General features: G+C 74.2%; 3 protein-coding genes. All 3 read left to right on the top strand.

Going from position 1 to position 18100, the window contains the following annotated elements; all coding sequences use genetic code 11:
• Window positions 1-4309 (top strand): SDR family NAD(P)-dependent oxidoreductase (locus NP777_RS45710; RefSeq protein ID WP_256656119.1); only part of this gene is annotated, 4309 nt, incomplete at its 5' end.
• A 41-nt stretch (window positions 4310-4350) separates the two neighbouring features.
• Window positions 4351-16572 carry a type I polyketide synthase gene (locus NP777_RS45705; protein WP_256656118.1) on the top strand — a complete coding sequence of 4074 codons (12222 nt, stop codon included), beginning with the start codon at window positions 4351-4353 and terminating at the stop codon, window positions 16570-16572.
• Between the two features lie 16 nt (window positions 16573-16588).
• The coding region (locus tag NP777_RS45700) for a type I polyketide synthase (protein WP_256656117.1) at window positions 16589-18100 on the top strand (1512 nt) is incomplete at its 3' end.

The raw sequence follows: 18100 nt of genomic DNA, 5'->3' as shown, positions 1-18100 counted from the left end.
TGGTGGCCGAGCTGATGCGGCTGGCCTGGACGCGGACTATTGGGTTCGGAATCTGCGGGAGCGGGTGCGGTTCGCCGATGCCGTCGAGGCGCTGCTGATGGACGGGCATCGGGTGTTCATCGAGGCCAGCACCCACCCCGTACTGATCCTCGGCCTACAGGAGACATTCGAGCAGGCCGGTGTCGACGCGGTCGCCGTACCGACCCTGCGTCGCGATCACGGTGGCCAGGCCCAGCTCCTCCACTCCCTCGGCCAGGCGTTCATCGCCGGGGTCGAGGTGGACTGGAAGGCGGCGTTCCCGGCCGACCCCACCCCCCGTACCGTCGATCTGCCCACGTACGCCTTCCAGCACCAGCGCTATTGGCTCGACGGCCTCAGTGGCCGGGGTGCCGACCCCACCGATCTCGGACTGGTCGCCGCGGGCCATCCGTTGCTGAGCGCCGCCGTGGAGCTCGCCGACGGCCAGGGCCATCTGCTGACGGGACGGCTCTCGGCGCAGTCCCATGGCTGGCTCGCCGACCATGTGGTGGCGGACGCGACCCTGGTGCCCGGAGCCGCGCTGGTGGAGTGGGCGCTGCGGGCGGCCGACGAGGTCGGCTGCGGTGGAGTGGAGGAGCTGGCGCTCCAGGTACCGCTTGTGCTGCCGCCCAGCGGCGGGGTGCGCCTGCAAGTGGTCGTCGGCGGGCCGGGCGCCGATGGCCGACGCGATGTGCGGATGTACTCGCGCCCCGACGACGGCGCCGACCCGGCGGCCGGGTGGGTGTGCCATGCGGAGGGCGTGCTGAGCCCACCTCCCGACGGCTCCACGCCACTGGAGGAGTTGGGCGGGGCATGGCCACCGGCGGGTGCGAAGCCGATCGGCCCCGCGGACTTCTACCAGCACATCGCCGCGTCGGGATACGCGTACGGTCCCGCCTTCCAGGGGCTGCGCGCGGTGTGGCGGGACGGTGCGGACCTGCTGGCCGAGGTGGCGCTGCCCGAGGCCGCGGGGGAGCGGACGGGGTTCGGCATCCACCCGGCGCTGCTCGACGCCGCCCTGCATCCCGTTCTGCTGACCGATGGGTCACCGAACGACGCCGAGTCGGCCGGTGGCCGGGTGTGGCTGCCGTTCACCTGGAACGGGGTGTCGCTGTGGGCGGCCGGGGCGAGCACGGTACGGGTGCGGATCTCTCCGTACGAGCCGAGCGCGGAGCGGGAACGCACGCTGCGGGTGACCGTGGCCGACGCCCTGGGCGCCCCGGTGCTGAGCGCGGACGCGGTGGTGCTGCGGTCCGCCGACGCCGACCAGCTCCGTACGGCCCAACGGCCGGGCGTGGACGGGCTGTTCGTCATGGACTGGGCCCCCTTGCCGGTTCCCGCGCCGCCCAACGGCGACGGGCGGTCCACGCATCACCCCGCCGATGACGCCGACTGGGTGATTCTGGGACCCGAGGACCGGGCTCCGGCCGGGTCCGCCGCCGTATGCCATCCGGATCCGCGGGCGCTGATCAGCGCGCTCGACGCGGGCGCCCCCGCCCCCGCCGTCGTCCTGGCGCTCGGACCCGCCGAGGCGGTCCATGCCCGAGATGGTGGGATGGCGGCCGACGGGCTGGCCTCGGCGGAGCGGGTCCTGGAGCTGTCGCAGAGCTGGCTGGCCGAACCGCGCCTGGCCGAGGCCCGGTTGGTGGTGGCGACACGTGGCGCCGTCGCGACCGGCGACCCGGATGGCATCGACCCCGCGGCCGAGAGCGCGGATGTGGCGGGCGCCGCGGTCTGGGGTCTGGTGCGCAGCGCCCAGGCCGAGAACCCCGGCCGCTTCCTGCTGCTCGATCTCGACCCGCACGCCGAGGTGTCCGCCGGCCTCGTGACCGACGCCGTGGCGCACGCCATCGAGATGGACGAGTCGCAGTTGGCGCTGCGCGCGGGGCGGGCGTTGATGCCCCGGCTGGTGCGTGCCGCGCCGAGCGCGGGCCTGGCGGCCCCGGCGGGGCAGTCCGCGTGGCGGCTCGGGCTCGAGGGTGCCGGGACGGTGGACAGCGTACGGCCGGTGGCGTGCCCGGAGGTGCTGGAGCCGCTGCGGGAGGGCCAGGTGCGCATCGATGTCCACGCGGCGGGCGTCAACTTCCGCGATGCGCTGCTGGTGTTGGGGATGTACCCCGGGGACGCGGTGTTCGGTGGCAGCGAGGGCGCCGGTGTGGTGCGGGAGGTCGGCCCCGGCGTGACCGGCCTCGCCGTGGGCGACCGGGTGATGGGCCTGTTCGAGGGCGCGTTCGGTCCGCTGGCCGTGGCGGACGCCCGTACGGTCGTACCCATCCCCGAAGGCTGGACCTTCCGGCAGGCGGCCGCCGCCCCCGTCGTGTTCCTCACCGCCTGGTACGGGCTCGTGGAACTGGGCGGGCTCCGGGCGGGTGAACGCGTCCTGATCCATGCCGCGACCGGTGGTGTGGGAACGGCCGCGGTGCGGATCGCCCGGCATCTCGGCGCGGAGGTCTACGCGACGGCGAGCCCGGCGAAGCACGGGGTCCTGGAGGAGATGGGCATTGACGCGGCCCACCGGGCCTCGTCACGCGATCTGGACTTCGAGGAGGCGTTCCGGGAGGCCACCGGTGGCCGGGGCGTCGATGTGGTGCTCAACAGCCTCGCCGGTGAGTTCGTGGACGCCTCGCTCCGTCTCCTCCACGAGGGTGGCCGTTTGCTGGAGATGGGCAAGACCGACATCCGCGGCCCGGAGCTGATCGCGGCCGAGCACCCCGGCGTTCGCTACCACGTGTACGACCTGATCGCCGACGCCGGTCCGGACCGTATCGGCGAAATGCTGCGTGAACTGGGCGAGTTGTTCGCCTCCGGTGTGCTGGCGCCGCCTCCGGTACGGGCGTGGCCGCTCAGCCGGGCGCATGAGGCGCTGCGGTGTCTCAGCCAGGCCCGGCACACCGGCAAGCTGGTCCTGGACGTCCCCGCCCCGGTGGACCCCGAGGGCACCGTGCTCATCACCGGCGGCACCGGCACCATCGGCGGACGCGTCGCCGAGCACCTCGTCCGCGGCCGGAACATCCGCCATCTGCTGCTGGTGAGCCGCAGCGGCCCCGACGCACCCGGGGCGAAGGAACTGATGGCCCGGCTCGCCGACCTGGGGGCCGACGTACGCGTCGCCGCCTGCGACATCGGCGACGCCGCCCAGGTGGCCGAGGCCCTCGCGGGCATCGACCCGGCACACCCGCTGACCGGTGTCGTACACGCGGCGGGGGCGCTGGATGACGCGATGCTTCCCTCGCAGGATCCGAAGCGGCTGGCGCGGGCCTGGGCGGCGAAGGCCGCGGCGGCGGCCCATCTGCACACCGCCACCGCGCGGCTGCGGCTGGGCATGTTCGTCCTGTTCTCCTCCTTCGCCTCCGATCTCGGCACCCCCGGGCAGGCCAACTACGCCGCGGCCAACGCCTTCTGCGACGCCCTGGCGGCCCGACGCCAGGCCGCCGGGCTTCCCGGACTGTCGGTGGCATGGGGACTCTGGGCGGCCACCAGCGGTCTCACCGCACGCCTGGCCGACGCCGATCTGGCCCGGATCGGCCGTCTGGGCATCAAGGCCAACAGCACCGAGGAGGGGCTGGCGCTGCTGGACGCGGCCTGCCACCACGGCCATCCGCATCTGCTGGCGCTCCACCTGGACACCGGCTCCCTCGCCGCTCAGGTCCCGGGCACCCTTCCCACCCCGCTGCGGGCCCTCGCCACCGTCGGTGGCAGCGGACGGGCCCGGCCCACGGCGGCCGCCGGCGGACAGAACACCGACTGGGCGAGCCGGCTCAGGGGACTGCCCCCCACCGAACAGCACCGGCTGCTGCTCAACCTGGTGCGTACCCAGGCGGCCACCGTGCTCGGTCACGCCGATCCGGGTGTGGTGCAGCCGGAAGCGTCGTTCAAGGACCTCGGCTTCGACTCGCTCACCGCCGTGGAACTGCGCAACCGGCTGGCCGCGGCCACCGGACTGCGGCTGCCCGCGGCCCTCGTCTTCGACCACCCGGAGGCGGCGGTGCTGGCCGAGCATCTGCGCCGGGAGCTCTCCCCGGACGGTGAGCCGGGTGCCCCGGGCCCCGGCGTATCGCAGCCCCACCCGGTCCTGAACGAGTTGGTGCGGCTGGAGAACAGCCTGTCGGCCGTCGGCGTCGAGGACGTGGACTCCGGGACGGTCACCGCCCGGCTGGAGACCTTGCTGTCCAAGTGGAAGGCGATGTGCTCGTCGGCGCGGGCGGACGACGGCGATGCCGTGGAGCGGTTGCAGGTGGCGACCGCCGATCAGGTTCTGGATTTCATCGACAACGAACTTGGCCTGTCATGAACAACGTGGCGCGCCCTTCGCTGAAGGCCGGGTGATCCTCCGTGACGCACGCTAATGAAGAGAAGCTGGTCGACTATCTGAGGCGAGTGGCAGGCGATCTGCACGAAACGCGTCAGCGGCTGCGCGAGCTGGAGGACCGCTCCCAGGAGCCGGTGGCCGTGGTCGGCATGGCCTGCCGCTACCCCGGCGGGGCGGACACGCCCGAGGCGCTGTGGCGGCTCCTGGCCTCGGGCGCGCACGCGATGGGGGAGTTCCCCGACGACCGCGGCTGGGACCTGGAGGGGCTGTTTCACCCGGACCCGGACCACCCCGGCACCAGCCATGCCCGGGAGGGCGGTTTCCTCTACGACGCCGACCGCTTCGACCCCGAGTTCTTCGGGATCAGCCCGCGCGAGGCGCTGGCCATCGACCCGCAGCAGCGGCTGCTGCTCGAGGTGTCCTGGGAACTCCTCGAACGCGCCGGAATCGATCCCGTCTCGCTGAAAGGCACCTCGACGGGCGTGTACGCCGGGACCGCGCTGCCCGGCTTCGGCACCCCGCACATCGAGAAGAGCGCCGAGGGCTATCTGGTGACGGGCAACGCGCCCAGTGTGCTCTCCGGCCGGGTGGCGTACACCCTCGGCCTGGAGGGGCCGGCCGTCACGGTGGACACGGCGTGCTCGTCCTCGCTGGTCTCGATGCACCTGGCGTGTCAGGCGCTGCGGCAGGGCGAGTGCACCCTCGCCCTGGCGGGTGGGGTGACGGTGATGGCCATCCCGAACGTCTTCACCGAGTTCTCCCGGCAGCGCGGGCTGGCTCCCGACGGTCGGTGCAAGGCGTTCTCCGCCGACGCCGACGGCACGGCCTTCTCCGAAGGCGTCGGCCTGGTGCTGCTGGAGCGGCTGTCGGAGGCCCGGCGCAACGGCCACCGGGTGCTGGCGGTGATCCGGGGCTCGGCCGTCAACCAGGACGGCGCCTCCAACGGCCTGACCGCGCCCAACGGGCCTTCCCAACAGCGCGTCATCCTCCAGGCGCTGGCGAACGCACGGCTGTCCCCGGCCGAGGTGGACGTGGTGGAGGCGCATGGCACCGGAACCCGCCTCGGCGATCCCATCGAGGCCCATGCGCTGCTCGCCGCCTACGGCCCGGACCGGACCGAGGAGCGGCCGCTGTGGCTGGGGTCGGTCAAGTCCAACATCGGACACACCCAGGGCGCCGCGGGCGTGGCCGGTGTCATCAAGATGATCATGGCGATGCGGCACGAGACGCTGCCCGCCACCTTGAACGTCAACGAGCCCACGCCCCACGTGGCATGGGACACCGGCGCCGTACGCCTGCTCACCGAAGCCGTCGGATGGCCGCGTGGCGAACGGCCCCGCCGGGCCGCGGTGTCCTCCTTCGGCATCTCCGGGACCAACGCCCATCTGCTGCTCGAACAGCCCCCCGCCGACATGCCCGTCACGTCGGACGGGACCCTTGAGCCGACCGCCGCGGACACGGCGACGCCGGACCGCCGCGTGGTGCCCTGGGTGGTGTCGGCCCGTACCGGACAGGCGCTACGGGACCAGGCCGAGGCACTCGCCGCCCACCTCACCGCCCACCCCGGGCTGCCCGCGGCCGATGTGGGCTGGTCGCTGGCGCGCACCCGCTCGGCCTTCGAACACCGGGCCGTGGCCATCGGCGAGGACCGTGCCGAACTGCTGGCCGCCGTGCGGGCGCTGGCCGACGACCAGAGCCACCCCGGGCTGATCCGGGCCACGGCGGCGAGCCGCTCCGGCGGCACCGCCTTCATGTTCACCGGGCAGGGCAGCCAGCGGCCCGGTATGGGCCGTGAGCTGTACCGGACCTTCGAGGTGTTCGCCGCCACCCTGGACGAGGTCTGCGCCCATCTCGATCCGCTGCCCGGCCGGCCGCTGCGCGAGATCCTCTTCGCGGCGGAGGACACCGACCAGGCGCGGGCCCTGCACGGCACCGGTGTGACCCAGGCGGCCCTCTTCGCCCTGGAGACCGCGCTCTTCCGGCTCGTCGAGTCGTTCGGACTCACCCCCTCGTTCCTGACCGGACACTCCGTCGGCGAACTGGTGGCCGCGCATGTGGCGGGCGTGCTGTCCCTGCCGGACGCCTGCGAACTGGTGGGTGCCCGCGGCCGGTTGATGCAGGCGCTGCCTCCCGGCGGCGCCATGGCCGCCGTCGAAGCCACCGAGGAGCAGGTCCTCCCCCTGCTCGCGGGCCGTGCGGACCGCGTGGCGCTCGCCGCGGTCAACGGCCCCGCCTCGGTGGTCGTGTCCGGAGCCGCCGACACCGTCGACGAGATCGCCCGCACCCTGAAGGAGCGAGGGCACCGCACCAAGCGGCTCCGGGTCAGCCACGCCTTCCACTCGCCCCTCCTGGCCCCCATGCTCGACGACTTCCGCGAGGTGGCGCGGCGGCTCACCTACCACGCACCGCGCATCCCGGTGATCTCCAACGTCACCGGCCGGCAGGCCGACCCCGAGCAGCTCCGCGACCCCGAGTACTGGGTGCGCCACGTCAGCGAGCCCGTACGGTTCCACGACGGGCTGCGCACCCTGCACGGCGAAGGCGTGACGCGCTACCTCGAACTCGGCCCGGACGCCGTCCTCACCACCATGGCCCAGGACGCGCTGGCCGCCGGCACCTCCGCCGCCCCCGACACCGCGCCCGTGTTCGCCACCGCCCTGCGCCCGGGCCGCGACGAGGCCCGTACGCTGCTGACCGCGCTCGCCCTGACGCACATCGACGGCGGCACGGTCGACTTCGCCGCCGCCCTCCCCGAGGACGCGGGCCATGTCGACCTGCCCACCTACCGGTTCCAGCGGCAGCGGTACTGGCGGCCCGTCCCGAACGCCACCGCGGACGTACGCGCCGTCGGCCTCGGCGCCACCGGCCACCCGCTGCTCCAGGCCGCCGTGGAAACGCCCGACGGCGGGCTGCTGCTCACCGGACGGCTGTCCGCGCACACCCATGCCTGGCTCGCCGACCACACCATCGCGGACAGCGTCCCCCTGCCCGGTACGGCCCTGCTGGAGCTGGCCCTCCTCGCCGCCACGCACACCGGCTGCGAGCTGGTCGACGACCTCACCCTGGAGACGCCGCTGATCCTGCCCGCATCCGGCGCGGTACGGATCCAGCTCGCCGTCACCGCGCCCGACGAGACCGGACGGCGGACCGTCACCATCGCCTCACGCCCCGCCGGCGAGGGCGGCGACACCCTGGACGCCCCGGCCGCCTGGCACCACCACGCCACCGGCGTACTGGCAGACCCGGCCACGCCACCGCCCGACGACGAGCCGTCGGCCACCGCCTGGCCACCCGCCGGGGCCGTCCCGGTCGACGTGGCGGACCTGTACGAGCGCCTGGCCGTGCAGGGATACGCCTACGGACCCGCCTTCCGCGGACTGCACACCGCGTGGCGGCTCGGCGAGGAGATGTTCGCCGAGGTGCGTCTGGCCCCCGAACAGCGCGGCGAGGCCGAGGGCTACGGGCTGCACCCCGCCCTGCTCGACAGCGCCCTGCACCCGGTGGAGGAGCTGTTCGGCAGTTCCGGCGGCTCCGGCAGTTCGGGCAGTTCCGACGGCTCCCGCGGCTTCGGCGACGGCCACGTGCCGGACGGCGCCGAGGGGACCGTCCGGCTGCCGTTCTCCTTCGGCGGGGTGCGGCTCTTCGCCACCGGCGCCACCCGGCTGCGCGTACGCATCACCCCCACCGCCCCGGACACCATCACGCTGCGGCTGACCGACGACCACGGCGCGCCCGTGGCCACCATCGACGCCCTCGGGCTGCGGGAGATCCCCGCCGACCGCTGGCGCTCGGCCCGCGCCGCCACGGCCGACGCCCCGCTGTACCGCCTGGACTGGCAGCCGTATCCGGTCTCCGCCGACACCGCCCCGGCCGCCGCGAGTTGGGCGCTCGTGGGAACCCCGGACCAGGACCCGGACCAGGACCAGGACCCGGCCCTCCCGGCCCATCCGGACCTGGCCGCCCTGCGAACCGCGCTCGACGGTGGACAGCCCGCCCCCGACATCGTCGTCCTCGAATGCCCCGGCGCACCGGACACCTCACCACACCCGGACGAGACGCCCGCCCGTGTACGCGCGGCGGTCCATCACGTCCTCGACGCGCTGCGCGCGTGGCTGACGGACGAGCGGTTCAGCGGGACCCGGCTCGTCATCGCCACCCGTGGCGCCGTCGCCACCGGCCCCGGGGACGGGCCCGCCGACCTGGCCACGGCGCCCGTATGGGGCCTGGTCCGCGCCGCCCAGGCCGAGCACCCCGAGCGCATCCTGCTGCTGGACCTGGACGACGACCCCGCCTCGCGCGAAGCCCTGCGCACCGTCCTCCCGGCCGCCGTCGCCGGTGCCGAATCCGAGGTGGCGGTACGGGCGGGAACGGCCCATGTGCCCCGTCTGGTCACCGTCCGACCCGACCGGGACACCCCGCCCCGCGCCCTCGATCCGGACGGCACCGCACTGATCACCGGTGGCACCGGAGCGCTGGGGCGGCTGGTGGCCCGCCATCTGGTCACCGCACACGGCGCCCGCCATCTGCTACTGGTCAGCCGGCGCGGTGGCATCACGCAGGACATCGACGCGTTCGCGGACGAACTGACCGCGCTGGGCGCGGCGGACGTACGCGTCACCGCGTGTGACGCCGCCGACCCCGAGGCGCTGGCCGACCTGCTCGCCACGCTCCCCGAAGCCCATCCGCTGACGGCCGTCATCCACGCCGCGGGGGTGCTCGACGACGGTGTGGTCACCGCCATGACCCCCGAGCAACTCGACACCGTACTCGCCCCGAAGCTGGACGCCGCATGGCATCTGCACCGGCTGACCCGGGACATGGATCCGGCCGCGTTCGTGCTGTTCTCCTCCGCCGCCTCCATCATGGGCAACGGCGGCCAGGCCAACTACGCCGCGGCCAACATGTTCCTCAACGCCCTCGCCGAACACCGCCGTGCCGAAGGCCGGACGGCCCACACGCTGGCCTGGGGGCTGCTGGCGTCCGCCGGTGGCATGACCGGCCACCTGGACGACGCGGACCTCGCCCGGATGGCCCGCTCCGGTATCGCCCCCGTCTCCAACGAGCGGGCGCTGACGCTGCTCGACGCGGCGCTCACCACCGACCATCCCACCCTCGTCCCCGCGCGCTTCGACCTCTCGGCGCTGCGCACCCGGGCCGCCGCCGGGCCACTTCCGCCCGTGCTGCGGCGGTTGGTGCACGTCCCCGCGCGGGCCGCGCGGAACACCGGGGCGGGCTCCCTGTCCGGGCGGCTCGCCGGGCTGTCCACCGAGGAGCAGGACCGGCTCATCGGAGAGCTGGTACGCGACCAGGTGGCCACCGTGCTCGCCCATCCCGCACCGGAGGCCATCGACCTGGGCAGGGCCTTCCAGGACCTCGGCTTCGACTCGCTGACGGCGCTTGACCTGCGCAACCGGCTCAACGCCGCCACCGGGACCAGGATTCCGGCCACCGTCGTCTTCGACTATCCGACCCCCGACGCCCTGGTCGGCTTCCTGCGGGAGCGGCTGGTCGGCGCACCGGCCGGGACCCCGCTCCCGGCGACGGCAGCCGTCGTGGCCACCGACGACGACCCGATCGCCATCGTCGGCATGGCCTGCCACTACCCGGGCGGCGTCGGCTCCCCCGAGGCGCTGTGGCGGCTGGTGGCCGAGGGCGTGGACGCGATCGGGGAGTTCCCCGCGGACCGTGGCTGGGACCTCGGGGGCCTGTTCGACCCCGACCCGGACCACACCGGCACCAGCTACGCCCGCGAGGGCGGATTCCTCTACGAGGCACCGCGGTTCGACGCCGAGTTCTTCGGGATCTCACCCCGCGAGGCGCTGGCCACCGACCCCCAGCAGCGGCTGCTGCTGGAGACGGCGTGGCAGGCGTTCGAGAGCGCGGGCATCGACCCGGTGAGCCTGCGGGGCAGCCGCGGCGCGGTGATCACCGGAGTGATGTACGACGACTACGGCAGCCGCTTCCTGGGCCGCACCCCGGAGGGTGTCGAGGGCCGGCTGATGACCGGCAGCACACCGAGTATCGCCTCCGGCCGGGTGGCGTTCACCTTCGGCCTGGAGGGGCCCGCGGTGACGGTGGACACGGCGTGTTCGTCGTCGCTGGTGGCCATGCATCTCGCCGCGCAGGCCCTGCGGCAGGGGGAGTGCACCCTGGCCCTGGCCGGTGGTGTCACGGTGATGGCCACGCCGAACACCTTCGTGGAGTTCTCGCGACAGCGCGGACTTGCCCCGGACGGCCGCTGCAAGCCGTTCGCCGCGGCCGCCGACGGCACCGGCTGGGGCGAGGGCATCGGGCTGCTCGTCCTGGAGCGGCTGTCGGACGCGCACCGCAACGGCCGTGAGGTACTGGCGGTGATCCGTGGGTCGGCGGTCAACCAGGACGGCGCGTCCAACGGCCTGACCGCGCCGAACGGGCCGTCCCAGCAGCGGGTGATCCGCCAGGCCCTGGCCACCGCACGGCTCTCCCCGGCGGACGTCGACGTGGTGGAGGCCCACGGGACGGGCACCACGCTCGGCGATCCCGTCGAGGCCCAGGCCCTGCTGGCCACGTACGGGCGGGAACGGCCGGAGGGCCGTCCGCTGTGGCTCGGCTCCATCAAGTCCAACATCGGTCATACGCAGGCCGCCGCGGGCGTGGCGGGTGTGATCAAGATGGTGATGGCGATGCGCCATGGTCTGCTGCCCGCGTCACTGCACATCGATGAGCCGAGCCCGCATGTGGAGTGGGACGACGATGGAGTGCGGCTGCTGACCGAGGCGGTCGAGTGGCCGACGGGCCAGGGTCCGCGCCGGGCCGGTGTGTCGTCCTTCGGGATCAGCGGCACCAACGCCCATGTGATCCTGGAACAGGCCCCCGGCCGACGTGCGGAATCCGAGTCCGAGTCCGGGCCCGACGGCCGCCGGGTGGTGCCCTGGGTGCTGTCCGCGCGGGGCGCGGGCGCGCTGCGGGACCAGGCGCGGGCGCTGGCCGCGCGGCTGGCCACCGGCCCCTCGGCCTCGCCCGCCGAGGTGGGCTGGTCGCTCATCCACTCCCGCACCCTGTTCGACCACCGCGCCGTGGTGGTCGGCGAGAGCCACGCCGAACTGACGGCGGCCGTCGAGGCCCTGGCGGCCGACGAGACACACCCGGGCGTGGTGCACACGGGCACCTCCGCCACCGCGGGCGGCGCGGGCCCGGTGCTGGTCTTTCCCGGCCAGGGCTCCCAGTGGATCGGGATGGGCGCCGGACTGCTGGACGCCTCACCGGTGTTCGCCGCCCGGGTGGCCGAGTGCGAACGAGCCCTCGCGCCGCACGTCGACTGGTCGCTCACCGATGTGCTGCGCGGTGTGGACGGCGCGGGCGATCTGAGCCGGGTGGATGTGGTGCAGCCCGTCCTGTGGGCGGTGATGGTGTCCCTGGCCGCTGTCTGGGCGGGCCATGGGGTACGGCCCGCCGCCGTGGTGGGCCACAGCCAGGGCGAGATCGCCGCCGCCTGTGTGGCCGGGGCGCTCACCTTGGAGGACGGCGCCCGGATCGTGGCCCTGCGCAGCCGGGCGCTGCGCCAACTGGCCGGCGGCGGGGCCATGGCCTCCCTCGGTGTGGGACAGGAGCAGGCCACGGATCTGCTGTCCGGACTCGGCGACCGCGCCGCCGCCGTGGTCGTGGCCGCCGTGAACGGCCCCGCCTCCACGGTGGTGTCCGGCCCGCCGGAGCAGGTGGCCGCGACCGTGGCCGCCTGCCGTGGCACCGGCGAGCGCGCCCGGATGATCGAGGTGGACTACGCCTCGCACAGTCCCCAGGTCGATGAGATCTCCGACGAACTCTCCTTGCTGCTCAGGGGAGTTGAGCCGGTCGAGGCGCCCGCGTCCGGGGTGGTGTTCTACTCCACCGTGACCGGTGCCCGAGCCGAAGGCTCCGTCCTGGACACGGGCTACTGGGTGCGGAATCTGCGGGAGCGGGTGCGGTTCGCCGAGGCGATCCAGGCGCTGCTGGCCGCCGGCCACCGGGTGTTCATCGAGGCCAGCACCCACCCCGTCCTCACGGTGGGCATGCAGGAGAGCTTCGAGGAGGCGGGCGTCCCCGCCGCCACCGTCCCCACCCTGCGCCGGGACCACGGCGATCTCGCCCAGCTGGTGCGGTCGCTGGCCCAGGCGTTCACCGCGGGGGCCGACGTCGACTGGACCACCCTGTTCCCCACCGACCCCGCGCCCCGCACCGTGCCGCTGCCCACCTACGCCTTCCAGCGCGAGCGCTACTGGCTCGAGGGCACCGCGGGCCGTGGCGGTGACCCCACCGACCTCGGCCTGGTCTCCGCCGAACACCCGCTGCTCGGGGCGGCCGTGGAGCTCGCCGACGGCAGCACCCATCTGCTCACCGGACGGCTGACGGCCGGTGGCGGCGAGGGCTGGCTCGGCGAACACATGGTGGCGGGCGCCCGGCTGGTCCCGGGCGCGGCCCAGGTCGAATGGGCGCTGCGGGCCGCCGACGAGGCGGGCTGCGGCACGGTGGAGGAACTCGCCCTGCAGCTCCCGCTCGTCCTCCCCGACACCGGCGGGCTGCGCGTCCAGGTGGTGGTGGGCGAGGCCGCCGACGACGGACGCCGCGACGTACGGGTGTACTCCCGGCCCGACCGCGACACCGAAACCACCGCGGACCCGGTCTGGGTGTGCCATGCGGTGGGCGTACTCGGCCCCCACGGCGAACCGGCACCCCAGCCCTCCGGGGCGTGGCCCCCGCCGAACGCGGAGCCGGTGGACATCGACGGCTTCTACGAGCGCGCCGAGGCCGCCGGATACGGATACGGGCCCGCGTTCCAGGGCGTCCGCAAACTGTGGCGCGACGGCGCGGATGTGCTCGCCGAGGTGGCGCTGCCCCAAGCCGCGGGCGACCAGGCCGGATTCGGCATCCACCCGGCGCTGCTGGACGCGGCGCTGCACCCGGCGTCCCTCCTCAACCGGGCAGATCGGGTAGACCGGGTAGACCAGGCAGACCGGGCGGCCTGGGCAGACCGGCCCGACCAGCCCGAGGAGCAGCACGACGACGGCCGGGTGTGGCTGCCGTTCGCCTGGAACGGCGTAGCACTGTGGGCCGCCGGAGCGACCACCGTACGCGTCCGGCTGTCCCCGTGTGAGCAGGGCGCGGACGGCGAGCGGGCGCTGCGGATCGCCGTGGCCGACGCCGTCGGCGACCTGGTCCTCACGGTCGACTCGCTGGTGCTGCGCCCCGCCCGTACGGATGAGCTGCGGACCGCCGGCCGAGCCGCCGTGGACGGGCTGTTCACCCTGGACTGGACCCCGCTCCCCGAGCCGGCGCCCGGCGCGGACACGGGCCTGCCACAGCCGGTGGCCGGGGACGGCGGCTGGGTGGCGCTGGGCTCCGAGGGCCTGGACTGGGCCCCCTCGGGCGTGGTCCGCCACCCGGACCTGGAGTCGCTGGTCGCGGCGATCGACGCCGGGACACCCGTGCCCTCGGTGGCGCTGACCGCCGTACCGGCCTCGATTACGGCCGTGGACATCGTGGCCGCGGAGGCCGATGCCCTCGCGGCCGTACGGCGGACCCTGGACCTGCTGCGGGGCTGGCTGGCCGAACCCCGGCTGGCCGAGAGCCGCTTGGTCGTGGTGACACACGGCGCGGTCGCGGCCGGTGGCCCGGTGGCGGAAGACCCCGGATCCGGGGCCGTGGACACGGCCGGTGCCGCCGTGTGGGGGCTGCTGCGCAGCGCACAGGCGGAGAACCCGGACCGGTTCATCCTGCTCGACCGCGATCCGCACGGCGCGCCCGGCCCCGACGAGATCGGCGCGGCGGTGCTGGACGGTGTGCTGAGGGCCGTCGCCCTGGACGAACCGCAGGTGGCGGTGGGCCCCGGCCGGGTGTGGGCACCCCGTCTGCTGCGCGCGGGCGGCCCCGGCAGCGGCGGTCTGGTGGGCCCGGTGGCACATCCCGGGTGGCGGCTCGCCGTGGAGGGCGCGTCCACCGTGGACAATGTGACGCCCGTGCCGTGCCCCGAGGTACTCGAGCCACTGCGGCCGGGAGAGGTCCGGATCGCGGTGCACGCTGCGGGCATGAACTTCCGCGACGCGCTCATCGTCGTCGGGATGTACCCCGGAGGCGGGGTGTTCCGCGGCAGCGAGGGCGCCGGAGTGGTCGTGGACATCGGCCCGGAGGTGACCGGGCTCGCGGTGGGCGACCGGGTGATGGGCCTGTTCGAGGGCGCGTTCGGCCCGTGGGCGGTGGCGGACGCGCGCATGGTCGTCCCCATCCCCGACGGCTGGAGCTTCCGGCAGGCGGCCGCCGTACCGGTGGTGTTCCTCACCGCCTGGTACGGGCTGGTGGACCTGGCCGGGCTGCGGAATGGCGAAACCGTGCTGATCCACGCCGCCACCGGTGGCGTCGGCATGGCGGCGGTGCAGATCGCCCGCCACCTGGGCGCCGAGGTCTATGCCACCGCGAGCCCCGGTAAGCACGGGGTGCTGGAGGAGATGGGCATCGACCAGGCGCATCGGGCCTCGTCGCGCGATCTGGACTTCGCGGAGGTGTTCCGCGAGGCCACCGGCGGACGCGGTGTCGATGTGGTGCTCAACAGCCTCGCCGGGCCCTTCGTGGACGCCTCATTGCGGCTGCTGGCCGACGGCGGGCGGCTCTCCGAGATGGGCAAGACCGACATCCGCGACCCGGACCACCTCGCCGCCGTGCGCACGGGCGTCCGCTATCGCGCGTTCGACCTGGTCCCCGATGCCGGGCCGGACCGCGTCGGCGAGATGCTGCGCGAGTTGAGTGAGCTGTTCGCCGCCGGAGCGCTGCGACCCGCACCCGTACGGCCCTGGCCGCTCAGCCGGGCGCGGGACGCGCTGCGGCAGCTGAGCCAGGCCAAGCACACCGGCAAGCTGGTGCTCGACGTACCCGCCGCGGTCGATCCGGACGGCACGGTCCTCATCACCGGTGGCACCGGCACCCTGGGCGGCTACATCGCCGAACACCTCGTCCGCGCCTGGGGGATCGGCCATCTGCTGCTGGTGAGCAGGCGGGGGCCGGACGCTCCGGGCGCCCGCGACCTGGCCGCCCGGCTGGAGGAACTGGGCGCGCGGGTGCGCGTCGCGGCGGCGGACGTCACCGACGCCTCGGCGGTGGCGGAACTGGTGGCGGGGATCGACCCCGAACATCCGCTGACCGGGGTCATCCACGCCACCGGTGTGCTGGACGACGCGGTGGTCACCTCACAGACCCCCGAACGGCTGGCGCGGGTCTGGACGGCCAAGGCCACGGCCGCCGCCCATCTGCACACGGCCACGGCCCATCTGCGGCTCGGCATGTTCGTCCTCTTCTCCTCCGCCGCGGGCACACTCGGCAGCCCGGGGCAGGCCAACTACGCCGCCGCCAACGCCTTTTGTGACGCCCTCGCCGCCCACCGGCGGGCCGCCGGGCTGCCGGGTGTCTCGATCGCCTGGGGCCTGTGGGCCGACGCCAGCGGGATGACCGGACACCTGGCCGAGGCGGATCTGGCCCGGATGTCCCGTACGGGGGTGGCCGCCCTCGGCACCCGGCAGGGTCTGGCGCTGCTCGACGCCGCCGTGCAGCACGGCGGTGCCCATCTGGTCGCCGCCCAGGTGAACCCCCGCACCCTCGCCGGACTGCCCGCTGACAGTCTGCCCGCCACGCTGCGCGCCCTGGCCGCCACCGGCGGCGGTGGCGGCACCGGGCGGCGCACCGCGGCGGCGGCCGGGGAGGACCGGCAGGTCGACTGGGGCGCCCGGCTCGCGGGCCTGTCCACGGCCGAACGCCACCGCCTCGTGCTCAACCTGGTCCGCGGCCACGCCGCCACGGTGCTCGGACACGCCGACGTGGACGCCGTACAGGCCGAGGCCAGCTTCAAGGAGCTGGGATTCGACTCCCTGACCGCCGTCGAACTGCGCAACCGCCTCGCCGCCGCCACCGGTCTGCGCCTGCCCGCCGGGATGGTCTTCGACTACCCGGAAGCGGCCGGACTCGCCGACTACCTGCTGGAACGGCTGGCCCCCGGCGACGGGGCCACGCCGGGACGGGACGCCGTCGACCCGGTCCTGGGCGAGCTGGCCAGGCTGGACACCACCCTGGCCGCCCTCGACACCGACGACGAAGGCCGGCAGCGGATCGCCAAACGGCTGGGCGCCCTGCTGGCGAAGTGGAACGGCGGCGGGTCCGGCGACCCGGCCGGCGCGACCGGCTTCGACGCCCTCGAAGCCGCCTCGGACGACGAGATGTTCGAGCTCATTGACCGTGAACTGCCCTGATGGAGGCGCGGAACTGATGTCGGGTACCGAAGAGAAGCTCCGCCAGTACCTCAAGAAGGTCACGGCCGATCTGGGGCAGACGCGTCGGCGACTTCGCGAGCTGGAGGAGCGTTCCCAGGAGCCGGTGGCCATCGTCAGCATGGCCTGCCGGTTTCCCGGCGGGATCACCTCGCCCGAGGAGCTGTGGCGGCTGGTCGCCTCGCGCGGGGACGCGGTCGGGGAGTTTCCGACCGACCGCGGCTGGGACCTGGACGGGCTGTTCCACCCGGACCCCGACCACTCCGGCACCAGCTATGTCCGCCACGGCGGATTCCTGGACCGGGCCGACGGCTTCGACGCCACCTTCTTCGGCATCAGCCCGCGCGAGGCCCTGGCGGCCGAACCCCAGCAGCGCCAACTGCTCGAAGTCTCCTGGGAATTGCTCGAACGCGCCGGAATCGACCCCACCTCCTTGAAGGGCACCCCCACCGGGGTCTACGCGGGCGCCGGAATCCTCGGCTTCGGCACCCCGCAGATCGAAAAGAGCGCGGAAGGATATCTGCTCACCGGAAACACCCTGAGCGTCGTCTCCGGCCGGGTGGCCTTCACCCTCGGCCTGGAGGGACCCGCGGTGACGGTGGATACGGCGTGCTCGTCGTCGCTGGTGGCGATGCATCTGGCCTGCCAGGCGCTGCGCCAGGGCGAATGCACCCTGGCCCTGGCCGGTGGTGTGACCGTCATGACCACCCCGAACACCTTTGTGGAGTTCTCCCGCCAGCGCGGCCTCGCCCCCGACGGCCGCTGCAAGCCCTTCGCGGCCGCCGCGGACGGCACGGGGTTCTCGGAGGGCGTGGGGCTCCTGCTGCTGGAGCGGCTCTCCGACGCCCAGCGCAACGGCCACCAGGTGCTGGCGGTGCTCCGGGGCTCGGCCATCAACCAGGACGGCGCGTCGAACGGGCTCACTGCCCCGAACGGTCCCTCCCAGCAGCGAGTGATCCGCCAGGCGCTGATCAACGCGCAGCTGTCCTCCGCCGAGGTGGACGCGGTGGAGGCCCATGGCACGGGCACCACGCTCGGCGACCCGATCGAGGCCGATGCGCTGCTCGCCGCGTACGGCCGGGACCGGCCGGAGGACCGGCCGCTGTGGCTCGGTTCGTTGAAGTCCAACATCGGGCATACGCAGGGTGCGGCGGGTGTGGCCGGTGTGATCAAGATGGTGATGGCCCTGCGCCATCAACTGCTGCCCGCCACGCTGCACGTCGACGAGCCGACCCCGCAGGCGGACTGGTCCGGCGGGGCGGTGCGGCTGCTGACCGAGGCGGTGGAGTGGCCGAGGAACGAGCGGCCACGCCGGGCCGGGGTGTCCGCGTTCGGGATCAGTGGCACCAATGCGCATGTGATTGTGGAGCAGGCTCCTGACGAGGATGTGCCGGGGCCGTCCTGTGAGGTGGGTGGGGTGGTTCCGTGGGTGGTGTCGGGGCGGGGTGTGGAGGCGTTGCGGGGGCAGGCCGCGGCGTTGGCTGGGTGGGGGGGGGGTGTGTCCGAGGTT

It is taken from the genome of Streptomyces rugosispiralis (genome assembly GCF_024505145.1).
Classification (GTDB): domain Bacteria; phylum Actinomycetota; class Actinomycetes; order Streptomycetales; family Streptomycetaceae; genus Streptomyces; species Streptomyces rugosispiralis.
Note: the sequence above shows the minus strand (reverse complement) of the source record. Positions and strands in the feature narration are given on the sequence as shown.